General features: G+C 43.7%; 22 protein-coding genes. 14 read left to right on the top strand and 8 right to left on the bottom strand.

What is annotated here, in order from left to right; genetic code table 11:
• Positions 1 to 114: 114 nt before the first annotated feature.
• The 6 genes from FKZ59_RS10895 (at position 115) to FKZ59_RS10870 (ending at position 5726) form a co-directional block, all read left to right on the top strand.
• Positions 115 to 696, top strand: coding sequence for a hypothetical protein (locus FKZ59_RS10895; protein ID WP_141602785.1), 582 nt, complete (start codon positions 115 to 117; stop codon positions 694 to 696).
• A 269-nt stretch (positions 697 to 965) separates the two neighbouring features.
• Positions 966 to 2012, top strand: a complete 1047-nt coding sequence (locus FKZ59_RS10890; protein ID WP_141602784.1) for an iron-siderophore ABC transporter substrate-binding protein — start codon at positions 966 to 968, stop codon at positions 2010 to 2012.
• Positions 2013 to 2093: 81 nt separating this feature from the next.
• Positions 2094 to 3056: a FecCD family ABC transporter permease gene (locus FKZ59_RS10885; RefSeq protein WP_408057493.1), complete on the top strand. Its 963-nt coding sequence runs from the start codon at positions 2094 to 2096 to the stop codon at positions 3054 to 3056.
• Positions 3053 to 4081 carry a FecCD family ABC transporter permease gene (locus FKZ59_RS10880; protein WP_141602783.1) on the top strand — a complete coding sequence of 343 codons (1029 nt, stop codon included), beginning with the start codon at positions 3053 to 3055 and terminating at the stop codon, positions 4079 to 4081. The genes FKZ59_RS10885 and FKZ59_RS10880 overlap by 4 nt, the downstream gene beginning before the upstream one ends.
• The gene (locus tag FKZ59_RS10875; RefSeq protein WP_141602782.1) at positions 4081 to 4896 is read left to right on the top strand and encodes an ABC transporter ATP-binding protein; all 816 of its coding nucleotides are present in this window, start codon (positions 4081 to 4083) and stop codon (positions 4894 to 4896) included. Before FKZ59_RS10880 ends, FKZ59_RS10875 begins: the two co-directional genes overlap by 1 nt.
• Positions 4897 to 5147: 251 nt before the next feature.
• The gene (locus FKZ59_RS10870; protein ID WP_141602781.1) at positions 5148 to 5726 is read left to right on the top strand and encodes a nitroreductase family protein; all 579 of its coding nucleotides are present in this window, start codon (positions 5148 to 5150) and stop codon (positions 5724 to 5726) included.
• A gap of 127 nt (positions 5727 to 5853) precedes the next feature.
• On the opposite strand, the gene FKZ59_RS10865 is transcribed toward FKZ59_RS10870, so the two are convergent.
• The 5 genes from FKZ59_RS10865 to bioD form a co-directional block, all read right to left on the bottom strand.
• Positions 5854 to 6132 (bottom strand): hypothetical protein, encoded by a 279-nt coding sequence (locus tag FKZ59_RS10865; protein ID WP_141602780.1) that lies wholly within the window; start codon positions 6130 to 6132, stop codon positions 5854 to 5856.
• 519 nt (positions 6133 to 6651) lie between these two features.
• Entirely contained in the window at positions 6652 to 7650 is a 999-nt protein-coding gene (bioB, locus tag FKZ59_RS10860) for a biotin synthase BioB (RefSeq protein WP_141602779.1), read from the bottom strand.
• Entirely contained in the window at positions 7647 to 8225 is a 579-nt protein-coding gene (locus FKZ59_RS10855) for a biotin transporter BioY (protein WP_141602778.1), read from the bottom strand. The genes bioB and FKZ59_RS10855 overlap by 4 nt, the downstream gene beginning before the upstream one ends.
• The gene (gene bioA, locus FKZ59_RS10850; RefSeq protein ID WP_141602777.1) at positions 8222 to 9592 is read right to left on the bottom strand and encodes an adenosylmethionine--8-amino-7-oxononanoate transaminase; all 1371 of its coding nucleotides are present in this window, start codon (positions 9590 to 9592) and stop codon (positions 8222 to 8224) included. The genes FKZ59_RS10855 and bioA overlap by 4 nt, the downstream gene beginning before the upstream one ends.
• Positions 9564 to 10265, bottom strand: a complete 702-nt coding sequence (gene bioD / locus FKZ59_RS10845; protein ID WP_141602776.1) for a dethiobiotin synthase — start codon at positions 10263 to 10265, stop codon at positions 9564 to 9566. The genes bioA and bioD overlap by 29 nt, the downstream gene beginning before the upstream one ends.
• Before the next feature lie 318 nt (positions 10266 to 10583).
• Between bioD and FKZ59_RS10840 the strand changes: the two genes are divergently transcribed.
• Together FKZ59_RS10840 and FKZ59_RS10835 are read left to right on the top strand one after the other, a co-directional pair.
• Complete coding sequence (locus FKZ59_RS10840; RefSeq protein ID WP_141602775.1) at positions 10584 to 11264, top strand: DUF554 domain-containing protein; 681 nt, start codon at positions 10584 to 10586, stop codon at positions 11262 to 11264.
• Positions 11265 to 11342: 78 nt separating this feature from the next.
• A complete protein-coding gene (locus tag FKZ59_RS10835; protein ID WP_246045873.1) occupies positions 11343 to 12566 on the top strand; it encodes a multidrug effflux MFS transporter in 1224 nt (407 codons plus the stop codon).
• A 126-nt stretch (positions 12567 to 12692) separates the two neighbouring features.
• On the opposite strand, the gene FKZ59_RS10830 is transcribed toward FKZ59_RS10835, so the two are convergent.
• Both FKZ59_RS10830 and FKZ59_RS10825 read right to left on the bottom strand, forming a co-directional pair.
• Positions 12693 to 14447: a B12-binding domain-containing radical SAM protein gene (locus FKZ59_RS10830; RefSeq protein ID WP_141602773.1), complete on the bottom strand. Its 1755-nt coding sequence runs from the start codon at positions 14445 to 14447 to the stop codon at positions 12693 to 12695.
• Positions 14448 to 14541: 94 nt separating this feature from the next.
• Entirely contained in the window at positions 14542 to 15024 is a 483-nt protein-coding gene (locus tag FKZ59_RS10825) for a hypothetical protein (protein WP_141602772.1), read from the bottom strand.
• A gap of 262 nt (positions 15025 to 15286) precedes the next feature.
• On the opposite strand from FKZ59_RS10825, the gene FKZ59_RS10820 reads away from it, so the two are divergent.
• The 3 genes from FKZ59_RS10820 (at position 15287) to FKZ59_RS10810 (ending at position 19199) form a co-directional block, all read left to right on the top strand.
• Positions 15287 to 16051, top strand: a complete 765-nt coding sequence (locus FKZ59_RS10820; protein ID WP_141602771.1) for a metallophosphoesterase family protein — start codon at positions 15287 to 15289, stop codon at positions 16049 to 16051.
• A 150-nt stretch (positions 16052 to 16201) separates the two neighbouring features.
• The gene (locus FKZ59_RS10815; protein WP_141602770.1) at positions 16202 to 18187 is read left to right on the top strand and encodes an ABC1 kinase family protein; all 1986 of its coding nucleotides are present in this window, start codon (positions 16202 to 16204) and stop codon (positions 18185 to 18187) included.
• Between the two features lie 121 nt (positions 18188 to 18308).
• Positions 18309 to 19199: a 5'-3' exonuclease gene (locus FKZ59_RS10810; protein WP_141602769.1), complete on the top strand. Its 891-nt coding sequence runs from the start codon at positions 18309 to 18311 to the stop codon at positions 19197 to 19199.
• A 31-nt stretch (positions 19200 to 19230) separates the two neighbouring features.
• On the opposite strand, the gene FKZ59_RS10805 is transcribed toward FKZ59_RS10810, so the two are convergent.
• Positions 19231 to 19749, bottom strand: coding sequence for a C39 family peptidase (locus FKZ59_RS10805; protein WP_141602768.1), 519 nt, complete (start codon positions 19747 to 19749; stop codon positions 19231 to 19233).
• Between the two features lie 290 nt (positions 19750 to 20039).
• Between FKZ59_RS10805 and FKZ59_RS10800 the strand changes: the two genes are divergently transcribed.
• The 3 genes from FKZ59_RS10800 (at position 20040) to FKZ59_RS10790 (ending at position 23787) form a co-directional block, all read left to right on the top strand.
• Entirely contained in the window at positions 20040 to 22139 is a 2100-nt protein-coding gene (locus tag FKZ59_RS10800; protein WP_141602767.1) for an MMPL family transporter, read from the top strand.
• Positions 22140 to 22281: 142 nt separating this feature from the next.
• A complete protein-coding gene (locus FKZ59_RS10795) occupies positions 22282 to 23295 on the top strand; it encodes an NAD(P)H-dependent flavin oxidoreductase (protein ID WP_141602766.1) in 1014 nt (337 codons plus the stop codon).
• Between the two features lie 78 nt (positions 23296 to 23373).
• Positions 23374 to 23787 carry a hypothetical protein gene (locus tag FKZ59_RS10790; protein WP_141602765.1) on the top strand — a complete coding sequence of 138 codons (414 nt, stop codon included), beginning with the start codon at positions 23374 to 23376 and terminating at the stop codon, positions 23785 to 23787.
• Positions 23788 to 23830 lie beyond the last annotated feature (43 nt).

Here is a 23830-nt window from a genome sequence, read left to right as displayed (position 1 = left end):
AATAATGTGCAAATGTTCGGAAATAATCTGCAAAACCTGGAATAATTCGCAAAGATTTTGCACATTATTTCAGAATCCGTCCGAAATAATTTGAAAAAGGGATTCTGAAATAATGTGCTAATTTACAGGAAGCGGCCGGATGTGATTTTCGAAGAGCATAACCATCATTATATCCGGATGGATACTTCCATTGAAAAGAATCCCGAATATCCCATCATCCATGGCTGGTCAAATATTAACCGTTTGAATGAAATTCAGGAAACGGTTGGATATTTTCATTTTAAAATTTATAATTCCTTTTTCGCCGCCCCGGCAAAAATGTTATCGATGGCAAAAGGTTTTTCCCGCGAAGATTATCTGCTGATGGTTTCCTTCCTGAAACATTTTGAAAAAGAATTGAATGAATCCTACATTAAATTTCTTGTGGTGAATGAAATCTCTTTAAACGATCCGTATCAGAACAAAGGCATTGAAATCAAGGCACTGATCGAGCTGATTGAGTTGTGCCGCATTTTAGATGTGGATTATATCATTTTGAAAGCTTCCCCTTCGTTAAATGAAAATTTAAATGATATGGACAGAAGAAACAAAAAACAAGCGTCCAAATTGGCTTTTCCGCAGAACCGCATGATGTTTGATGTATATGCTTTGGAAGGCCGCGAACCCGTCATTGTCATCGATATCGGCCGCACATGAAGGAAGTAAAAATCGTTGCATTCATAAATAAAAACACTTTGCCGCAAGGAAACAGAGGCAAAGTGTTTTTATTATTGGATATTTTCTTACATATAATTTTTGAACAATGCCATCAATGCATAACTCTTCCGCAATCGAGATTATTTCGGGATGATTAAAAAATTTTCGTTATTAATTAAAAAAAGGGAATTGACAATCGTTTTTGCAAAATATATATTTACAATGAAAATGATAATTATTATCAAATACATAGTGAGAGGTGCAAACTTGTGAATAAAAAACATGTTTCCTTTTTATTGAAGATATTTGCGGCAATTTTAGTGTTTATTCTGGCAGCCTGCTCGGATCAATCTGCCGGCAAAGATTCCGGACAGAACAAATCGGACAATGAAAACGGTGGTTCAACATCAGAATATCCAATCGTCATCAAACATGCTTTTGGTGAAACGGTAATTGAGAAAAAACCGGAACGCGTCGCGACAATTGCCTGGTCGAACCATGATGTAGCCCTCGCTTTGGGGGTCGTCCCTGTCGGTTTTTCGGCTGCCAACTATGGCGTCCAGGATGACAGCGGCATGCTCCCATGGACGAAAGAAAAATTAAAAGAACTTGGTGTGGAAAATACAAATATTTTCCATGATACAGATGGTCTTGATTTCGAAGCGATTGCGGACAGTCAGCCGGATGTCATTCTTGCGGCATATTCAGGCATTACGAAAGAAGAATACGATCTATTAAGCCAAATTGCACCGGTTGTGGCTTATCCCGAAAAGCCATGGGTCATTTCCTGGAGGGATCAAATTTTATATAATGCCAAAGGAATGGGGATGGAAAAAGAAGGAAAGCGGTTGATTCAAGACACTGAGAACTTGATTAAGGAAAAGGTAAGCCAATATCCTGAACTCAAAGGTAAAAAAGCGGCTTTCGCTTCCATCGATGCAACGGATTTATCAAAATTCTACATTTATACGACACAAGACCCGCGCGGTGAATTTCTTGAAGAGTTGGGAATGGAATATTCTTACAGTCTGAAAAAACATATTGGCGACCAAGACAGCTTCTACATTGAAGTGAGCGCGGAAAACGCGGATGTGCTGAATGATTTGGACATCATCGTGACATATGGAACAGAAGAAACATTAAAAGCTCTTCAAAAAGATCCGATTTTAGGCAAAGTGCCAGCCATTCAAAAAGGAGCTGTTGCAGTGATTGGCGATAATACACCATTGGCTGCAGCAGGCAATCCGAATCCGCTTTCCATTGCGTACACCATTGACGAATATTTGAGTTTGCTTGCGGAAGCGGCAAAAAAATAAATTAATATGAAGAAAACCGCAGCATTTAAAGACAAACCGCAGCGTTTCATCCCCAAAAAGTTTTTTGCCCTGCTCACAGTAATGGTGCTTTTATTGGGAGGTTGCATCATTTCTTCTTTATTATTTGGTTCCAGGGTCATCAGTTGGGAGGATCTCGTGGATGGGCTGTTCCATTCCCAGGTGGACAGTCATGAAGCGAATGTCGTACGGCAAAGGGTGGTTCGGACTATTTTCAGCCTGATGACGGGAGCGGCTCTGGGGGTTTCCGGGGCCTTGATGCAATCGGTGACCCGCAATCCGATTGCGGACCCGAGCATTTTGGGCGTCAATACGGGAGCATCCCTTTTTGTCGTCAGCGGAATCGCTTTCTTGCATATCAGTGCTCCAAGCCAATATATTTGGCTTGCGATTGCCGGGGCAATGGTTACTGCCATCTTGGTATATTCGATTGGTTCCATGGGAAGCGGCGGGGCCACACCATTGAAACTTGTTTTGGCAGGGGCTGCGACAAGCGCCATTTTCTCTTCCCTTGTTTCTGCCATCATGATTCCCCGCACCAATGTGATGGACCAATTCCGTTTTTGGCAAGTCGGCAGCACAGGTTCCGGCACATGGGATTCCGTTTGGACTTTCCTTCCATTTCTTGTGGCGGGGTTCCTAATTGCCATCTTTACAGCTCCTGCCTTAAATGCGATGCTTTTGGGGGATGAAGTTGCGGCCAGTTTGGGTGTACGGATTGGCTTCATTCGGCTGCTTGCTGCATTCGGGGCGATCGTTTTATGCGGTGCTGCCACAGCCCTGGCAGGCCCGATCGGCTTTGTCGGATTGCTTGCCACTCATGTGATACGCTTAATAATCGGGCCGGATATGCGATATCTCATTCCGATGTCCGCCCTTGCCGGAGCGGCAGTTTTAACCTTGTCGGATGTGTGCGGAAGGCTTCTGGGCAGCCCCGGAGAATTGGAAGTCGGGGTGGTGACCGCCTTTATCGGCGCTCCTATTTTAATTTTCATTACCATGAAAGCGAAAGTTCGTGAACTATGATGGAGACATTGCAGTTAATTCGGAAAGCCCGATCAAGAAAACGTCGTCGTTATGCATTATTGACATTGCTACTATGCCTCATTTCCTTTGCCCTATGTTTTTTGTCGCTGATGCTGGGCAACACGATTTATCCAGTTCAAGATGTGTTGCGGGTTCTATTCGGGGAGGAAGTAAAGGGTGCCTCCTTTGCGGTAGGTACGATCCGGCTTCCCCGGATGGTGGCAGGAGTATTTGCGGGGTTTGCCTTCGGGGCGGGGGGATATGTGTTTCAAACGATGCTTCGCAATCCCCTTGCCAATCCGAATGTCATCGGAATTACAACCGGTTCCAGTGCCGCAGCAGTATTTTCCATCCTGATTCTGCACGGAAGTCTTATGGTCACTTCCATTGCCGCGGTAATTGGCGGACTGGTGACGGTTTTCGTTATTTATTTGTTGGCAAAGGGCAGCTCTTTTTCCATCGGACGGCTGATTTTAATCGGCATCGGCATTCAGGCGATGCTCAATTCCGTCATTTCCTATCTGCTTTTGATCGGAAACCAGCATGATTTGCCTGCAGCAATGCGATGGCTCAGCGGCAGTTTGAATGGCCTGAAGATGGAAACCCTTTACCCGCTGCTCATCATTGTGATTCTTTTTACGCCCATTTTGCTGGTTTATGGAAAGCATTTGGAGATGATGGAATTGGGCGATCAGACGGCGACTTCCCTTGGCGTGAATGTGAATAAAGCCAGAATCATGCTGATGCTTAGCTCCGTTTTGATGATTGCCTTGGCGACGGCAACAACAGGTCCGATTGCTTTTGTCGCGTTTCTGTCAGGTCCCATTGCCAACCGGATCATGGGTTCCGGCTATTCCAACATCGTTCCTTCAGGGCTTGTCGGAGTGATCTTGGTGCTGGCGGCGGATCTGATTGGCCAACATGCCTTTGAAGCCCGCTATCCTGTCGGGGTCATCACCGGAATCCTGGGCGCGCCTTATTTGCTCTATTTATTAGTCCGATTGAATCGAAAGGGTGGATTGTAATGAAACCTGCACACGTGCTGAAAGCTGAAAATCTTTATGCGGGGTATGAGAAAAAAAACGTTTTGCAAGATGTGACCATCACCATTCCAAGCAACAAGATCAGCGTCATCATCGGGGGGAATGGATGCGGAAAATCGACGTTGTTGAAAACGATGGCCAGATTAATCAAGCCGACCAGCGGCCAAGTACTGTTGGATGGAAAACCCCTCCATCAATTTCCGACAAAGCAATTGGCTCGTGTGTTAGGGTATTTGCCGCAATCACCCGTTGTTCCGGAAGGGATTACGGTCGCCGATTTGGTGGGACGCGGCAGATTTCCGCACCATTCGTTTCTAAAAGGATGGACCGCTAAAGACGATGAAGCAATCAGCGAAGCGATGGAAATCATGAACATTTCCGATTTGGCTGATTGTTATCTCGATGAACTTTCAGGCGGACAAAGACAGCGGGTATGGATTGCAATGGCCCTCGCCCAGCAGACCGATATTTTATTTTTGGATGAACCGACGACATATTTGGATATCACATATCAGGTGGAAATTTTGGATATGTTGACGGATTTGAACAGAAAGCGCGGCACGACGATCGTCCTGGTGCTTCATGACATTAATCTGTCAGCCCGATATGCAGACTATATTTTTGCCTTCCAAAAAGGGAAGCTTGTGGCGGAAGGAACGCCGTCGGAAGTGATCAGCAGCCAATTAATCAAGGATGTCTTTGGACTGGATTGCACGGTCATTCAAGATCCGGTTTCTTTATCCCCTTCCATTGTTCCGATTGGGAGACATCATAATCAATTGGTGAAAAGCTGGTGATGCCGGCAAGCGGCAAAGATTTTTATGCCAAAAACGGACGGATGAAAATCTTCATCCGCCCGTTTTTCATGTTTGAATGGTAACAGATTTGTGATTAAAAATTAATCTGGCAATGTATAAGAAGACTTTACGAATCCATATTGAATGATGTTGAAATCTTCATCAGATTGTCAGGCATTAGAAATGCTATTTTGGAAAAATTATGTTATTAATAGTACTAGAAAATTGAATCGAAGGAGGCAGTAACAAAAATGGAATTTTTCGAAGCAATCAAAAACCGCCGTTCCATACGTGTGTTGGAAGATGAAGCCGTTGTACCGGACGATGAAGTTGTTGAAATTGTGAAGTCAGCGTTGAACCATACACCGACTGCGTTCAATGGACAAGAAACCCGTGTGGCCGTTTTGTTTGGAGATAGCCATAAGGAGCTTTGGGACAGTGCCGAAAAAATTGCCCGCGAAAAAAATAAGGGTGACATTTCCCGGACGCTTGAACGAATTGAAGGCTACCGCAATGGTCATGGTACGATTTTATTTTTCCAAGATCGGGATGTCATCAAGGAGTTTCAAGAAAAAATGCCTCATCTTCATGATGCGTTCGAAGAATGGGGGCACCAAAACCAGGGCATGCTTCAATATGTAATTTGGACAGGCTTGGAAGCAGTGGGGTATGCCGCATCCCTACAACATGTGGAAGTGGCCATAAAACCGGAATGGAATATTCCTGAAAGTTGGAAGCTCATAGCCCAAATGCCTTTCGGAAAACAAGCGCAGCCTTTGCAGGAAAAAGAAATAGTTCCGGTTGAAAAGAAATTGATTGTGGTTAAATGAATGCGAGGCGGTTTTGCGGAAGAACATTTATTCAAGCCCAATACAGATAGATTAGTAGTATATGCCATGTTTTTTCATTAAATGAAAGCTTGCGAAAAGATCCATTAAGGCTTTTTTGCAAGCTTTTCTAATAGTTCTTTTTTTGATTTTCTATTTGCTGAGTCAAATATTGGATTTGCTTTTCAAGATTCCTGATTCTTTCATCATTGTTTGGTTGTTCCGACTCAAATTTTTCCAGTGACAAAAATTGTGCATAAATGGAGATGATCCCCCCGATGACAGAAAGAATTTGGCCGAATATGGATATTTTGGCAAACTTGATTTCAGATTGATTTCTGCTCCTGTTCTCTGAGGACGTCTGATTTTGGCGATTTGGCTGATAAAATGGATAAAAATCGTTTGTCATCCTCCTGCTCCCCCTGATCCATTATCTTTTGTAGTATATGTGTTTGCATGGGAAAAGTAACGGCGGGAACATGGGAGCAGGATATGGAACTTAAATTAATGAAAAGGGGTGTTGTGCGCAAAAGTTAACGTACTGTCTGCCGAAGGAGAATCTTTATGTGGGCAAACGGGGCATCTATCTGCCGGGGAGAGGCTTTAAGTGACCAAGTTAGGCAATTGCCCGCCCAAGAAGGAGTTGCAAGTGCCCGAGCGAATAGCAGATCCGCCCAAGAGGAAGAGCTAAATACCCATGGTAGTCATCTATCCGCCCAAGAGGAAGTGTTAAATGTCCAAGGGTGCATCTGTATGCCCGAGAGGAAGGGCTAAACGCCCAAGAGGAGATTCTATCAGCCCAACAGGAAATGCCAAATGCCCAAGAGAGTCCACCATCTGCCCGAGTGAATTTTTTTCTTAGACACAATAAAAAGCAAAGAGGATAAGAATGAATCCCCTTTGCCGATTACGTTCTATAACCATTTCATCAGGCGTTCAATAATTCTTGCTGCTTCTCTGTAAGTTCGATTTCAAATCCCAGATCCTCTAGCATTTGAAAATCCTGGTTTGTTTCTTGTCCTTCCGTTGTTAAATAGTCTCCGACGAAAATGCTGTTTGCGGCGTATAATCCCAATGGCTGCAAGGAGCGGAGATTGACTTCGCGTCCGCCGGAAATGCGGATTTCCTTCGTCGGATTCATATAGCGGAATAATGCAAGCACTTTTAAGCAATAGCGCGGATTGAGCTCATTGGTGCCTTCCAGTTTTGTCCCTTCAATGGCATGAAGGAAGTTGACCGGAATGGAATCCGCATCGAGTTCTCTTAAGGCGCGGGCAATATCAATCACGTCCTGTTTTGTTTCTTTCATGCCGATAATGGCCCCGGAACAAGGGGAAAGGCCGTGTTTTTTCACTATTTCGATTGTATTTACCCGGTCTTCGTACGTATGGGTTGTTGTAATAAATGAATGGTGTCTTGCGGATGTATTGATGTTATGGTTGTAGCGGTCCACTCCGGCCTCTTTTAGCTGCTGGGCCTGTTCTTCTTTTAAAATCCCTAAGCAGGCGCAAATTTTTAAGCCGTATTTTTCTTTGATTTCTTTAACCGCTTCGCTGACGACATCCACATCTTTGCGTGTTGGGCCCCGGCCGCTCGCCACGATGCAGTACGTCCCGATTTTATTTTCGAAAGCGATTTTTGCCCCTTCCAAAATTTCTTCTTTTGTAATAAACGGATACTTTTCAATTTTGGCGGTGGATTTGGATGATTGGGCGCAATAGCCGCAATCTTCCGGGCAGTACCCGCTTTTCGCGTTCATGATCATATTCAATTTTACTTTTTTTCCGAAGTAATGTTTACGGATGGTGAAAGCGCCATGCAATAATGGCAGGAGTTCATCATCATCCGCGTTTAAGATTGACATTGCTTCATCATTTGAAAGTTCTTTTCCGTTAATGACTTCCTGGGCCAAAGTTTGCCACTTCATTTTGTTTCCTCCAGTGCATTCACTAATTTTTTATTTAATAAGAAATAAATTCTTCTTGCAAATAGCGCTGTAAGAATTGCCAGTACAATGTCAACCCCGACCGTGCTTAAAAATGCCGTTACGAAAACGGTGGAAGCGCTTGTCGGCATATCAAGCCAGAAGTTCAACGCCAGGTAGACATATGGAGCGCCGATTGCATAGATGACGAAAGTGCCGGCCAGGTTGGCAATGACAAATCGCAGACGGGAAGGCTCTTCTCCTCCCCGCTCAATGATATATCCGATCACAAAAGCCCCGACGGCAAAACCGACCAGATATCCAAAAGTCGGCTGCAATACATAGGTCAACCCCCCGCCTTTTGTGAATACCGGAAGTCCGGCCAAGCCGACAAGGATATATACCAATTGGCTTTGCAATCCTCTTTTGCTGCCCAAAATGGATCCGGCCAAAAAGACGATGACAATTTGCAATGTGAATGGGACAATCGGCAGCGGTATTTTGATGAATGCCCCAATCGCGGTCAATGCTGCAAAAATTGCTACCAGAGTCAGTGAGTATATTTGTGAATTTTTCATCGAACTCCCATCCCTTTCTCATTGAAAAATTCAACTATTGCCTGTTTGGCGGTTTCCACCATCCATGCAATTTCTTCTTCGGAAATCACATATGGAGGCATGAAATATAAAATATTGCCGAGCGGCCGAAGCAAAATTCCTTTCTTCAACGCTTTTTTGTAAATTTGGTAGCCGATTCGCTCTTCTGCAGGAAAAGGGGTCTTCGATTTTTGATCGGCGACCAATTCAATCGCTCCGACAAATCCCGTTTGACGATACTCTCCGACATATGGAAGACCGTCAAAGGCTTCGTGGGCCAATTGTTTTAACCGCTTTTCCTTTGCCGCGTTTTTTTCCAAAACATGCTCCTCTTCAAAAATGGACAGTACTTCCTGGGCGGCCCTCAACGCCAGCGGATTTCCCGAGTAGCTGTGGGAATGCAGGAACGCTTTCATCGTGCCGTAGTCATCGTAAAAGGCATAATAAATTTTGTTTCTCGTCAATACGGCGGAAAGCGGCAAATATCCGCCGGTGATGCCTTTGGAAAGGCAAAGGAAATCAGGGGTAATCCCGGCCTGTTCACAGGCAAAAAGCGTTCCCGTTCTTCCGAAGCCGACCGCGATTTCGTCGGCGATGAGGTGGACATCGTATTTGTCGCACAAGTCCCTTAATTTTTTTAGGAAAACCGGAGGATACATTTTCATTCCTCCGGCTATTTGGATTAACGGTTCTATGATGGCGGCGGAAAGGGTGTCCGCATGATTTTCAAGCTGTTCTTCGGCAAACATTGCGCAAGGAGCATCGCAAGTATCGGGATGTTCGTTGAAAGGGCAACGGAAACAATCCGGTCCTTCCGCACGGACAACATTTAAAAGAAGGGGTGTAAATACTTTGTTATACAAATCAACGGACCCCACGGACAAAGCTCCAAGGGTCTCACCATGGTACGCGTTTGTAAAAGTCAAGAACCGTTGTTTTTCCGGTTGCCCCATTTGCGCACGATATTGAAAGCTCATTTTCAATGCGACTTCTATGGCCGCCGAACCGTTGTCGGCAAAAAATACTTTTTCCAAGCCATCCGGCGTTTTTTCCACAAGTTTTGCAGCGACATGAATGGCCGGTTCATGGGTGAAATTGGCAAAAATGACATGTTCCAATTTTTTTGCCTGGTCGCTGATGGCTTTGCTTATGCGCGGGTTGGCATGTCCAAACAAGTTCACCCACCAGGAAGACACCGCATCCAAATAGCGGTTTCCTTGTTTATCGTACAGCCAGACGCCTTCGCCCCGGTCTATCACGATTGGAGGAAAGGTTTCATAGTCTTTCATTTGCGAACAGGGGTGCCAAATATGTTTTAAATCAAGATCCTGAAGTTCGTAATAATTCACGCTTCATCAGCCTTTCAAAAATCGTTTCATCATCGAAGCTCTCAATCGTCCGGTTTCCTTCCACGATGACAAAAGGGATCGAAGGAATGAATCGCTGCAAAGTTTGGACATTGCTTTTTTCTATTGGACTATGTTCGTATTGATTGACAATGATGCCAAGCAATTCAATTCCCCGGGATTTCAGGGCCTCCAAGGAAAGCAGCGTATGGTTGATTGTGCCAAGATTGGAGCGGGTAACGAGTACGGCCGGCAGTTTTGATCGCTGAATGATATCCAATAAAGTCAGGGAAGTGTAGGGCTGCAAAGGTACATAAAGCCCGCCGGCGCCTTCGCAAATGACCACATCGTACTCTTTCGTCAAATGATCGATTTTATTGAGTATTTGCGCCCCGCTGATCCATTCCCCCTCAAGCTCCGCGGCAAAATGGGGAGAGGCGGGGGTGGGAAAAGAATAAGAATTGATGTCGTCCGGAGAAAGCGGTTGCAGGCTATAGGTTAAATATGTAGTTGTATCGGAATAATGGGTTTTATTCCCTTTTTTGACCGCACCCGTTTGTACCGGCTTATACGGCACAACTTTTAACCCTTTTCTTTGCAAGTAGCGCATCATCAATGTCGTGATAAAGGTTTTGCCTACATCTGTACCGGTCCCGACGACCCAGAAATGGTCCAACTGATCACCTTCTTTGGTGCGAAACTTTTTGTTAACCAATACAACAAATAAGTTAACATATTATTTTTTTCACGTAAATAGTATTTTTGGAACATTATATGAATTCGGATTTTTTTAGAATGGAAGAAAAAGCTGGGTGGAGGAAAATAAACAACCGCAGGCATCGTTAGTGAAATGCAGATCTTGGGAAGGGAGGAAAAAGGGAATAGAAGTTTTGGCAGAAAAATAAAATATGAATTTAAAAATCAATTATGTTACAATTCTTTATTATTGCAAAATTTTCAAATTCTAAGGTTTTGTTGACGGGAGTGTAAAGGGATGATCGGCACAATCGTAAATACCGTGTGTATTCTGGCGGGGAGTTTAATAGGAAGTGTATTAAAGAAAGGAATCAAAGAAGAGTATCAAACGGCTCTTTTTACGGCTATGGGGTTTGCAGCCACCGCATTGGGCATCAATGCGATCGTCCAAAATATGCCGCACAGCAAATACCCGGTATTGTTCATCGTCAGTTTGTCCATCGGCGGTTTGATTGGCACCATCATTGATTTTGATGGAAAGTTCAAGAACATGGTCGACCGTTTTTCCAAAACGGATCTAAGCAAGGGATTGTCCACGGCAATTTTGCTGTTTTGCATCGGGACTTTATCCATTTTAGGTCCTGTGGAAAGCGCATTGAATCATAATCATACATATTTATTTACCAACGCGACCCTTGATTTGGTCACTTCTATGGCCTTGGCCGCCACTTATGGAATCGGCATCGCTTTTGCAGCGGTCGTGCTGTTTTGTTGGCAAGGAGCGATTTATTTAAGCGCCAAATATATTGAGCCATTTCTGACGGCAGATCTCATGACGGAGATTTCCATTGTGGGTGGCATTTTGATTTTAAGTTCCGGATTGTCGATTTTGGGAATTAAGGACAGCAAATCGTTAAATATGTTGCCTGCGCTTTTTGTACCGGTGTTATGGTTTATTATTCTGGAGTTGTTGAAGTGAGATTTGCGACGAAAACCGGCTCATTTATGGCAGAGATGATGCTGTCAACAAAGTTGTCGAGAAGAAGGGGGAATGTTGATGGCTCAAAGGATGCATGGGGAAATGAATGTGAAACCGTTGAAGCTGGCGGCAATTTTGGGCGCATTGGGCGCGTTTTCGCCGCTCTCCATTGATATGTATTTGCCTGCGTTGCCACACATAGCGCAAGAACTTGACACAACTCAATCCCTTGTACAGTTGAGTTTGACTTTTTTTCTATTTGGCCTTGTTTGCGGGCAGCTTCTGATTGGTCCGATCAGTGACGCAAAAGGGCGGCGCAAACCGCTGCTCATCGGCCTTGCCGTTTATACCGCAACCTCTTTTCTGTGCATTATTGCGCCGAGTATTGGATTGTTCATCGCTTTGCGCTTTTTGCAGGGGCTTTCCGGGGCGAGCGGCATCGTTCTTTCCCGGGCAATTTTGAGGGATGTGTTCTCCGGAAAAAAATTGACGAAAGTGTTTGCGATGTTGGCTTTGGTGCAAGGGGCTGCACCGGTGCTTGCGCCGGTGCTGGGAGGAATTATTTTACTGTTTGCGCCATGGAAAGGGGTGTTCTTGTTCCTGACGCTGGCAGGTATTGCGATGTTCTTCATTGTCCTTTTTTGTTTGCCCGAGTCGTTGGAGACCCATATGAGAAGAAAAGGAAGCGTTCGACAGACATTGTCTGTCTTTAAAGGTTTGATGCTTGATCGAAGTTTTATCGGCTACGCATTCGTTATCGCCTTTATGTTTACGATGATGTTCGCGTATATTTCCGGTTCTTCTTTCGTATTGCAGGAATTGTATGGCATCTCCGCACAGCTCTATAGTTTGATTTTTGCGATGAACGGGCTCGGTATTGTGGTCAGCAGCCAAATTACTGGACGGTTGGTGGGGCTGTTCAATGAGATAAAATTATTGGTTTTCGGAATCGGGCTGGCATTTATCGGGACAGCGGCCTTGTTGGCGATGCTCAGCCTGAAAGCGAGCCTTTATTTTGTGTTGCCGCCTTTGTTTTTGGCGATTGCAAGCATGGGAATCGTCAATACGACAGGACAATCTTTGGCGCTGCAAAATCAAGGGAAAATCGCCGGAAGTGCTTCGGCATTGCTCGGCGTACTCCAATATGTGCTTTCCGGTTCCCTTGCGCCTTTGACCGGTCTTGGAGGGGACCCTTCCATCTCAATGGGGGTTGTCATGATGATTGGAAGCATCGGATCCGTCCTATCTTATCTATTCCTTGTCCGGATGAAACATAAGGATGTGTGCGGTGAGTCGAAGTAAAGGGATTAGCCGGAAAAGATGTTCAAAGGAGGCCCCTTTGGAAAGTTTTTGTTACAGCGAACCGGCACGAACAAAAAAGTAGTACAAACTTTGGCTTGTTTGTACTACTCATTTTATTTTCAGCCATTATTTTTCCGCCATGTTTTTGGGAAAGGATGCGAAGTAAGGGGTGTTCCCAGGTCTGAATACGGTCAAAAGATAATCATCGCTTTCAACGATATTCCCGTTTTGATATTGTTTGTAGTCGATGTTGAAAGGAACAATGAGGCAATGTTTCACGATTTCCTTTTCGTTCAATTGCATTTGGGCAAATTCTTTTCCGGCGATTTCAGGTTTTTCGAGCAGCAATTTGTTAATCGCTTTTAAATCTTCTTTTGAAATCCGTTCTTCCCACCAAAGTTTCCGCGGCTGGAATTGCTGTTTTGCCAAGAAATCGAGCTTCATTAAACTGTGGACGATTCCCAGGTTGACATTAGGAAGCGTACGCAAAAATTCGTCCAATCTTTTGAACAAATCTTCCAATTGATGCCCGATTCTTGACCATCCTTTTTCTTCCCAAAAAGTGCCGAAATTTTGGAAGAAGTCGAATGGCGTTTCAAAGACTTCTGTCACCAAATATTCGATGGTGTTGTCCATGCGGTGGGCATTCCAATATTTTTCGAGCACGTCTTCCGCCTGTTTGATGCGGATGATGTCATCAAAGCTCAACACATTGTTGGAAAGGATTTCGTAAGGGGCGATATCCACATATGTATACCCGAACTTTTCTGCATCATTTCTTAATCCGGTGCCGCGCAGCAATTTCAAGAAGCCGAGCTGCAACTCTTCCGGCCGCATTTCAAATACATCGTTGAAAGTTTTTCGGAAACTTTCATAGTCTTCTTCGGGAAGACCGGCGATTAAGTCAAGGTGCTGGTCGATTTTTCCCCCCTCTTTTACCATCATGACCGTTCTTTTTAATTTTTCGAAGTTCTGTTTCCGCTTCACAAGTTCATTGGTCAAATCATTCGTGGATTGGACGCCGATTTCAAATCGGAACAATCCTTCCGGTGCATTGTCATTTAAAAATCGGATGACTTCCGGCCGCATGATGTCCGCCGTGATTTCAAACTGGAACACGACGCCGGGTACATGTTCATCAATTAAAAATTGGAACATGTCCATGGCGTAACGCCGGCTGATGTTGAATGTACGGTCGACAAATTTGATCGTTTTTGCCCCATTGGCCATTAAATATCGGATGTCCTCTTTGATCTTTTCCCTGTCAAAATAACGGACCCCGACTTCGATGGAAGATAGGCAAAATTGGCATGTGAAAGGGCAGCCGCGGCTTGTTTCGATATATTGAATGCGTTTGGAAAGTGACTCCCGGTCTTCTTCAAAGCGGAATGGGCTCGGCATTTCCCGCAGGTCGATTTTTTTCGGCTGAGGATGTATTTTCATTTTCCCGTCCTGCAAATAAGCAACTCCCGGCACTTCCTCCAGAGGGATTTCCTCATGCACATAGCGGAGAAGTTGTTTAAAGGAATACTCCCCTTCTCCCATAATGATGAAATCCGCAAGCCCTTCCAAACGGCGCAGCCAATAATGGACATCATAGGATACTTCCGGGCCTCCCAGGACGATTTTTGTATGAGGACTTACTGCCCGGAGCATTTTGATCACTTTAATCGTTTCTTCAATATTCCAAATGTAACAGCTGAACCCCACCAAATCCGGTTTTCTTTGATAAAGATCGGTCACGATGTTCAACGCAGGTTCTTTAATGGTAAATTCGACAATCACCGGATCGAATTCCGGACGGGCATAGGCTTTTAAATATCGAATGGCCAAATTTGTATGAATATATTTGGCGTTCAAAGTGGTCAAGATAATTTTCATCCGTAGAACTCCTTTAAATGCGATTGATGCAAAGATTTAATATCCACATCTATTATACATGATAATGTTCGTCATTCTTCCTTAATTGAACCAACTAATAAATGATTTTAACATGGCGGGTTTCAGTATAGGAAGGATCTTCTAATGAGGAAATGAGCAGTTCCATCTCCATGTCATTTTCAAATTCCGGAAATTCGGCATCTTCAGTTTGCCGGATCGTCAGTTTGGCATTTGCCGCTTTTTGCGGAGAAATTTCTTGTTCCATTTGATAAATGGCTGCATCGACCATACGATCGTCTACAGACAGCCTTTGAGCCTGAATTTTGATGGTATCTTCGCGTTTGTTTAAAATATCAAAATGAACCGTAACGGTGGTCTTCGAATTTTTTTTGATTTTCTTCATATTTAATACGGTAATTTTTATGTGTTCATTATCCACAACCAGCTGACGGATTTCTTTATTAATCGATTCATTTTTTCCATCACCAGACTTGCCCAGATTCGCCTGGGAAGGGACACCGCAGGCAAAGAGGACAAAAATCAATAGCAGTAAAAGGAATGAATGCGTTTTTTTCATAATATCACCTTATATCATAATTCATGGGGAAAATATATCAAAATTTAGTATGAAAGCTGAAAGTTTAATCTATACCTCAGCCCAATGCCTTGGCGATTTTATCGGTTTTGAAGAAAAGCTTGCAATTATGAGTGCATAAATTGTAATGAAATCATGTGAAATTTTCACACAATTCTGTAGTATAATTGAATAAAATGTTAATGGATGAAAAAGATTCAAAAAAGCTCAACCGTATTCGATTGTTGAATAAAGAGGTGTATAAATGGACAAAGTATTTGCCATTGGAGATATACATGGAAGTTATCATTTATTGGATAAAATCTTGAATTATTGGAACCCTGAGGAAGAGTTGCTCGTTTTTTTAGGTGATTATATTGACCGGGGAAGAGACAGCCTCCGGGTGCTGCGGAAAGTGATGGAGCTGTCGGAAAAACATAAAGTCGTTACTTTAAGCGGCAACCATGAACAGATTTTTATGAATTGGCTAAAAAAACCGAAAGAAATGTCCGATTTTTATTTTGACCCGAAAGTGGGCGGCGTAAGCACCGTTCAAAGTTTTTTTTCAGCCTTAGATCAAAAACTGTCTCCGGAAGATCTAAGCGGGGAACAAATCGTCGAAATAATAAAAGAACAGTTTCCGGACGAAGTGGAGTTTATAAAAAATCTTCGCCTGTATTATTATTGGAAGCCTTATCTGTTTGTCCATGCGGGAATTAATCCGGATGTGGAGGATTTTTTGGAAACAAGTTCGGACGAATTTCTTTGGATTCGCGAGGAGTTTTCAAAAGTACCGCATCGGGCGAAGGAAATCGTGGTATTCGGCCATACGCCGACGATTTTTTTGAATGAAGATGGTTCAAGCAAAGTCTGGATTTCCCCTTGCCGCAAAAAAATCGGAATTGATGGTGGCGGAGAAATTTATCCTGATGGCAAAATCCATGGGGTCCGTTTTTACAAGAATTCTTCCCGCATTGATATTTATTCCGCAAACGACAAGGAGATTTCCACAAGTCATTTTACATTATGATTGGATTGCCCGATTGAAATGAAACCAGGATTCACCCCCGTGAATCCTTTTTTGAATGTATTGTATATTGGCGGAGACTATAGGAATGACAACGATGGAATGGAAGCCATACTAAGAATAATGGATATACAATTGGAAGTGGTGAAGTGAATGAGTACAATTAATGCCTTGTTGCAAATTCTGTTGGTATCAATCATGATTTTTTTTATTAGCGGTAGACTGATTGGCTCCAATGTGAACTTGTTCCGGAGAGTTTTGTCTGTCATCATCAGTGTCTCATTCACTACCTTTGTGTTTTGGTACACGTATATCAGGGAAAATCCCCAGTACGAAGATGGCGTGGTCAGTGTCGCCACTTTATTGTGGATCGGAAGCATGTTGTTGATTTCCATGCTGATTTATTTGTTTTTTGAACTGTTTGACCCGATTGCGTTGGATGAAGGCGCAAGGCGGTATTCACAAAAAACCATTTTCAGGAAAATGGTCAATTATTGGCGTTATCAAAAACGTTTGAGAACGGTGTTAAAAGCGGCGGTCACGAATGGCATTACCAAAACGGTGAAATACGCAAGAAACAGGGATACGGACAAACAATTGGCCATCGCTTTACGGGCGACGCTTGAAGAGAGCGGCGGCATTTTCATCAAATTTGGACAGGTGTTGTCGACACGAAAAGAACTGTTTTCACCTGTCTTTATTGAAGAATTGAAAAAGCTGCAGCAGAAAGTTTCACCGATGACTTACGACGAAGTCAAAACCGTTTTGAAGGAGAATTATAATCGGGATCCGGAGGATGTTTTTTCTTTTTTTGAGGAAAAGCCTTTGGCTGCTGCCTCCATTGGACAAGTCCATCGGGCGGTGCTGAAAGATACCCATGAGGAAGTGGTGGTCAAGATTTTGCGTCCGCAGATCAAGACCATCATGAGAGAAGATTTGAGCATATTATTGGAATTCGCGGACTGGATCACGGCGAAATCCCAATGGGCGGAGAGCATGGGATTCAAAGCGTTGGCCGAAGGGTTTGCCAATTCGATGAAAGAAGAAACGGATTTTTCCATTGAAGCCCGCAATATGATTCAAATAAGAAATGTTTTAAAGCATAGCGAGCTGAATGTGAAAATCCCGCGGGTATATGAAGAGTTCAGCAACGAAAACATCCTGGTGATGGAATATGTGAAAGGCGTCAGCATTTCCGAGTTGGACAAAGTGGATGATAAACAGGCGATAGACCGCAGGGAATTGGCTAGAACGCTCATGTACTCCTATTTGGAACAGGCATTGATTTCGGGCATTTTCCATGCGGATCCGCATCCCGGAAATATTTCTGTAAATCCTGAAACCGGCGAATTGGCCATCCTTGATTTCGGGGCGGTCTGCCGGTTGTCGGGACAGCAACAGGAAGGTTTAAAATTGTTTTTTATCGGCATCCAGCAGGGAGATGCATCCATTTTATTTGATGCCATTTCATTATTGATCAAAAACAAGGACGAAATTAATCGCCAGGAGCTGGAACAGGCGATTGGCCAAATTTTATTGAAAATCTCCTATGTCAATAAAATTCCGACGGATGAGACGATTTATTCCATTTTTACGGTAATCCGGGAATCGGGATTGCAATTTTATTCGTCCGTGAGCCTTGCCTTGCGGGTGATCATTACATTGGACGGCACCATCAACATGCTTGATCCGAAATTTAATATTTTTGATGAAGCGAAGGAATTTATGAACAATTACATGAAAGCTTCCATCCGAAAGCCGTTTAAAGAGCCGATGGAAACGATGGAAAAAATCCAGGAAGAGCTGGCTCTTTTGGTTCCGAATTTGAGGAAAATTCCAAGACGTGTTGATCAATTGATCCGGAAAATCGAAGATGGAAAAGTCATTTTGCATCATGATATTTTCTCGGATAAAACAAACGCCAAATTTGTTACCCAACTGTTTTCAAAATTTGTGCTGCTGATGGTGGGCATCACGTTCGGGTTTATATCGACGGCGCTTCTTGCGATTTCCCAATTTATCGAAACGGTCTATGCCATTTATTTAAATACGGCGGCGTATCTCGGATTGTTTTTATGTTCCATTCTCCTTGTACGATTATCGATTCAGGCCATCCGGGATATGAAGCGGAGGGATTGAAGAAAGCACTTTTCCCGCAATATTTGCGGGGAAGGTGCTTTTATTTTGAAAGCAAGACATGCAGGTTGCAGATGGATGCCGGTCTGTTATAATGGATGGGATGGAAAGCGAGGAATTATGCATGAACAAACAACATCCGCATCTTTTGGTAATCGACGGGATGGCCCTGTTATTCCGGTCCTTTTATGCCACAAGCGTGATGGGGCATTATCAATATTTGCCGGATGGAAGGCCGACAAATGGCGTGCAGGGATTTGCAAGGCATGTACTGACGGCCCAGTCCATCATCAAACCGAGCCATTTGGAGATTTGCTGGGATATGGGGAGCCATACGTTCCGGAATGAGCTGTTTCAAGGGTATAAAGCCAACCGAAGCAATCCTCCGGTGGAATTGGTTCCGCAATTTGAAATGGCAAAAGAAGTTGCAGAATGGATCGGATGGAAAAATATCGGCGAAGCGGGGATGGAGGCGGATGATTGCATCGGTTCGATCGTGGAGAAATGGAAGAAGGAAGCAAAGATTACGATCATCAGCGGTGACAGGGATTTGCTGCAATTGTTGAACCCTTCCACGGAAATCGCCTTTACGAAAAAAGGTTATTCTGAGTATGACGTGTATACAGTCCAACAATTCAAAGAGGAATATGCAATTGAACCCCATCAGTTTGTCGATGTGAAAGCGTTGATGGGGGATGCCAGCGACGGCTATCCGGGAGTAAAAGGCATTGGGACGAAAACAGCATTGCAACTTATCCGGCAATACGGGTCGGTGGAAGGGGTCCTGCAAAATCTGGAACGATTGAAACCAAGCCAGCGGAACAAAATCAAAGAGCAGATCGACATGTTAAAACTGTCATATCAATTGGCTTCAATTCAAAGAAATGTTTCCATAAAGGCAAATTTGGAAGAATTGTCCGTCCCGGATTATTCCGCAGGTCTATTTGAACAATTGGCGGCCAAGGGGTATACATCGATTGCGAAACATGCTTGCTCGTTATTTTCGTTCGTATAATGAAAAGGGCGCAAACTTGCGGTTTGCGCCCTCAATTTTTCTTTTTCGGTTCAATTTTTACAAAGCTGATGACTTTCCGGTCTTTTTCATAAGGCACCTTTCGGATTTGGCTGTCCCGATTGACGCCGCCATTGTCATGGACATACAAGAATAATTCTCCGTCATTGATTTCATAGCCGATGAGGGGAACCCAATGGTATTTGAAAGTCGGTTCCGCTTTCCACTGGAACGTAAAATATTTATCAAACTTCGTGGCAACCGGTCTGCCTTCATCAATCTGCTTCAACGCATTTTTTAAAGAACATTTTGCCACGACCCAGTCGGGGCCCAAATATTTTTGCAAACGCTTGACCAGTCTCCACCGGAACAAACCGATTTTGGTTGTTCCCAGCAATGAATAAAGGGCATTGACATCCAGCGCAAACTCTTCCCCGATTAAATATTTCAGAATCACGTAGATGGTGGTTGGCCCGCAGGCGGAGCTTCGATAAGAAGAATGAATGGACGGATGGTATTGAGAAAATCCTTCCAATTGTATGATTTTTTTCATGGACAACACCTTGCTGTGAATATTTATCAAAGAAATGTCAATGGAGGATGGGAAAATGTTATGTTAGAATAACAATTGTTAAAAGCAAATTCTTTGTTATTCAAAAATATACAATGATTTTTGATTAAAAATGAATAACTTTGCAATTCTGTAACATTTTCTAGGATATTTTTTGGTTTAAGGCCTTTTTTTACTTCGTTATAATATTAAACGTATACCGATTATTTTTTATTTCATTGAAATTCCATTTTTTTGAATAAAATAAATTCCCTAACATTAGGAGGAACATTATGAAATTCATTCAGTCAATAACAGATAAGGTGTCAACGAAAAAAGGCGCCTGGATTACGGTTGCCATTTGGCTGATCGTAATGATTGCCGTCAGCGCAGGACCAAGGCTCAGCGATTATAAAACGACAAACTTTCAGGCTCTGCCTGACGATGCCCCTTCCATCATTGCCCAAAACAAGTTGGATCAATATTTCCCTGACGAGCAAGGGACTCCGGGAATCTATGTGTTTCATAAACCGGACGGAAACATTGCGGTCGATGAAGTGGGAAAAATTATTGAGGGTATAAAAGATGCGGATATTGACGGAATCGAAATGATTCTGGATGTAACGAAAATGCCTCCGCAAGCCTTAACCTCTTTCATTTCCGAAGATCAATCGACAATGATTGTTCCGATGAGCTTGGAAAAAGATTTGGGCAGCTCCCAATATGCCGAAATCAACGACAAAGCTACCGAAGTAGGGAAGGAAATCGCGGAAGAGTTGGGTGTGGAATTCTATATCACGGGTCCGGCAGGCATCTCGGGGGATACGGTAAAACTGTTCGAATCCGCGGATTTCAAACTATTGATTGCCACGATTGTGATCATTTTGGTATTGCTGATATTAATTTACCGTTCTCCGCTGCTTGCACTGATTCCGTTGCTTGCGACAGTCGTTGTGTATCAGGTTGTCAATCAGACGGTCGCATTCCTGGGGGCTGCAGGACTTGAAATCAACAACTCGACGGTTTCCATCATGAGCATTCTGTTGTTCGCAGCGCTGATTGATTATTCGCTATTTGTATTTTCCCGCTATCGGGAAGAATTGAACTATCATGAAAACAAGTTTGAAGCGATGAAGGTCGCCATGCGTTCAACGGCAACGCCGGTACTGTTTGCGGCAAGTACGGTGCTGGCCGCGATGATTATTTTGATTTTCGCCCGCTTCCGGGAATATCAGAACTTTGCCCCAATCTTTGCGACGGCCATGATCATTATCATGATAGCATCCATTACGCTTGTGCCGGCATTATTTGCATTATTTGGACGCAAAGCATTCTGGCCTAAGGTTCCGAAATTTGGCGAAACAAGCGAAGTGAAACATGGCATTTGGGGACCGATTGCGAAGTTTGTCACAAACAAACCGGTAGTCGTTGGAGCAGCAGTGCTATTGTTTCTGGTCATCACCGCTTTGAATGTATTGAACATCAAATATGAATTTAATATGGTCAAAAACTTCCCTGAAGATTTGCCTTCCCGTGTAGGTTTTGAAATCGTGGAGGAGAAGTTCAATAAAGGGGATCTGGCGCAAACGACCGCACTTGTAACGGGAGAAGATTTGACATTTGAAGAAGTCCAGGAAATCGCCCAAAATTTTTCAGAAAATGAACATATCGGATCCGCAAGGGCATCCGGGGTTACGGAGGATGGAAAATACGGAAAAATCACGATTTCCTTAAGTGAAGATCCGTACAGCGTCGAAGCGATTGACTTCATTAAAGAATTCCGCGACGATCATCAAACCTTCCAACTATCCGGCGGAAAAGAAGTGAAATTGGAATTTGCCGGCACAACGGCCAAATTGGTCGATGAAGAGGATATTAATAAACGCGATATCAAAGTCATTTTTAGCCTGGAAACGCTATTGATTTTTGGATTATTGATCTTCCTTACACGTTCTGTAAAAATGCCGATCTATATGATGGCGACCATTTTGATTTCCTATGCGTCTGCGTTAGGTTTAGGATTATTCCTTTTGGACCATCTCTTTGGTTATGATGCGGTATCCACGCGCGCACCGGTCTATGCGTTCATCTTCCTTGTGGCGCTCGGCATTGATTACAACATCATCATGGTGAGCCGTTTCTTGGAGGAACGGAAGTATGAAACGGTGAAAAATGCATTGGAAATCGCCGTCCGTAATACAGGCGGAGTGATTTCTTCCGCAGGGGTCATCCTGGCGGCGACTTTTGCCGCTTTAACGACAATGCCGGTCATCGATTTATTCGTGTTCGGATTTATGGTCGCGGTCGGAATCTTGATCGACACCTTCCTGGTGCGCGGCATGTTGTTGCCGACATTGATATTGTTCTTTGAAAAGGATAAAAAGACGGCTTAAAGAAAAAAGGCATCTGAATCATGATTCAGATGCCTTTTTCTTGTGCTTGCCTACTTTGTTGAACAGTCTTTCTATAAATTTGGGAGAAATTTTATAATAGAGTTAAACTGATTTGATCATGACACAAAGGGGATGAAGACAAATGTTTGCCAATTTGCAGTATCCGATTATTCAAGCACCGATGGCGGGGGGAATCGCAACGGCCGACTTGGCCATTGCCGTTTCAAGATGCGGGGGGCTCGGTTTTTTGGCGGCCGGCTATAAAACACCGGAGGCAATTGAGCAGGAAATCATAAAATGCAAAGATTCCGCGTTGCCTTTCGGGGTGAATCTTTTTGTTCCCCAAAATGATGAGATGGATGAATCCTTGCATTTGTACAAGGAGCGTCTGGAAGAAGATTTCCGCATTCGGTTGGCCCTTCCGGAACCGGGCGACGATTATTGGCAGGAGAAACTGGAACTGGTGATGAAGCATAAAGTTCCATATGTTTCTTTTACATTTGGCTGTCCTCCGGAAGACATCATTGAACAACTCAAAAATAATGGCAGCCGCGTCATTGTGACGGTGACGAATTTGGAAGAAGCGAAGATAGCTGCGGAAAACGGAGCGGAAGCGATTTGTTTGCAGGGACCGGAAGCGGGCGGCCACCGGGCAACCTTCCGGAATGTGGACGAGGATACCCATGTGCCATTGATTGAGTTGATTGCCATGACGCGAAAGGTAATTCCGCTCCCCATTATTGCGGCAGGCGGAATCATGAATGGGAAGGACATTCATCTGGCATTAAATGCGGGGGCTGATGCCGTGCAACTTGGAACAGCTTTCCTTTGTACGGAAGAAAGCGGAGCCAACCCGGTTTATAAACGGGCTTTGACATCTGGTGAGTTTGCGGAAACAGCCCTGACAAGAACCTTTACAGGAAGGCTTGCGCGGGGGTTGAAAAATGAATTTATGACCAGGTATGAAAACATTGCACCCGCCATTTATCCCGCGGTCAATGCATTGACGCAGCCGATTCGGGCAAAAGCATTGAAAGATCAAAATCCTCAGGCCATGTCCCTTTGGGCAGGCACGCGTTTTCAAGAAATCCGGAAAGGCGCGGTAAAAGATGTATTTGAACAATTGATTAAAGAGTTAGAGGAATATCAATCTTAAAAAAAATGGATTTGGAAACATAGAAGGGCGCATCCGTCTCATATAATGTTGCAATTAACTTAGGGACGGAGGGCGCTTGTGGATAAATTATGGACATATGTATGGCGGATTCTTTGGATTTTTGGGCTTTTTATTTTGGCAATTGTCAGCATGGATATGAAGCAGCAAATAAGCGAGAACCTTCATTATGATAATATTCATCTGTTTTTTTGGTATATTTTTATCTGCCGCATCTTTTGGGGGATTTATTTGGCCCTCATATGCATCAAAAGTTGGAACATTTACTTGAACGGACGGCTGTTCATTTGCGTTTTTCTTCCTTGTTTCGTTTTTTCGCTGATCCTGCCGGTCTCTTCCATCACGACGGGCACATTGCCATTCGGCATCTGGTTTATTAAAGTGTATTCGACTGGATTGGTTGAAGTGGCGGCCGGACTCAGTTTGATGTTCAGCATTTTTAACGGGGAAAAAGATAAAAAACAATATGTGTAAAAATAAAAGGGACATAACTTTCATCGTAAAAGTTATGTCCAAC

It is taken from the genome of Ureibacillus terrenus, from assembly GCF_006569205.1.
GTDB classification, from domain to species: Bacteria; Bacillota; Bacilli; order Bacillales_A; family Planococcaceae; genus Ureibacillus; species Ureibacillus terrenus.
This window is presented reverse-complemented; position numbering and strand designations above follow the sequence as displayed.

Bases quoted from the DNA above. Each gene is read 5' to 3' on its own strand.
- FKZ59_RS10830 (WP_141602773.1), bottom strand. From the start codon at position 14,447: ATGAAAATTATCTTGACCACTTTGAACGCCAAATATATTCATACAAAT.
- FKZ59_RS10800 (WP_141602767.1), top strand. From the start codon at position 20,040: ATGAAATTCATTCAGTCAATAACAGATAAGGTGTCAACGAAAAAAGGC.
- FKZ59_RS10810 (WP_141602769.1), top strand. From the start codon at position 18,309: ATGAACAAACAACATCCGCATCTTTTGGTAATCGACGGGATGGCCCTG.
- FKZ59_RS10885 (WP_408057493.1), top strand. From the start codon at position 2,094: ATGGTGCTTTTATTGGGAGGTTGCATCATTTCTTCTTTATTATTTGGT.
- FKZ59_RS10805 (WP_141602768.1), bottom strand. From the start codon at position 19,749: ATGAAAAAAATCATACAATTGGAAGGATTTTCTCAATACCATCCGTCC.
- bioB (WP_141602779.1), bottom strand. From the start codon at position 7,650: ATGAAGTGGCAAACTTTGGCCCAGGAAGTCATTAACGGAAAAGAACTT.
- FKZ59_RS10840 (WP_141602775.1), top strand. From the start codon at position 10,584: ATGATCGGCACAATCGTAAATACCGTGTGTATTCTGGCGGGGAGTTTA.
- FKZ59_RS10880 (WP_141602783.1), top strand. From the start codon at position 3,053: ATGATGGAGACATTGCAGTTAATTCGGAAAGCCCGATCAAGAAAACGT.
- FKZ59_RS10865 (WP_141602780.1), bottom strand. From the start codon at position 6,132: ATGACAAACGATTTTTATCCATTTTATCAGCCAAATCGCCAAAATCAG.
- FKZ59_RS10855 (WP_141602778.1), bottom strand. From the start codon at position 8,225: ATGAAAAATTCACAAATATACTCACTGACTCTGGTAGCAATTTTTGCA.
- FKZ59_RS10820 (WP_141602771.1), top strand. From the start codon at position 15,287: ATGGACAAAGTATTTGCCATTGGAGATATACATGGAAGTTATCATTTA.
- FKZ59_RS10795 (WP_141602766.1), top strand. From the start codon at position 22,282: ATGTTTGCCAATTTGCAGTATCCGATTATTCAAGCACCGATGGCGGGG.
- FKZ59_RS10825 (WP_141602772.1), bottom strand. From the start codon at position 15,024: ATGAAAAAAACGCATTCATTCCTTTTACTGCTATTGATTTTTGTCCTC.
- FKZ59_RS10875 (WP_141602782.1), top strand. From the start codon at position 4,081: ATGAAACCTGCACACGTGCTGAAAGCTGAAAATCTTTATGCGGGGTAT.
- FKZ59_RS10835 (WP_246045873.1), top strand. From the start codon at position 11,343: ATGGCTCAAAGGATGCATGGGGAAATGAATGTGAAACCGTTGAAGCTG.
- FKZ59_RS10870 (WP_141602781.1), top strand. From the start codon at position 5,148: ATGGAATTTTTCGAAGCAATCAAAAACCGCCGTTCCATACGTGTGTTG.
- FKZ59_RS10815 (WP_141602770.1), top strand. From the start codon at position 16,202: ATGAGTACAATTAATGCCTTGTTGCAAATTCTGTTGGTATCAATCATG.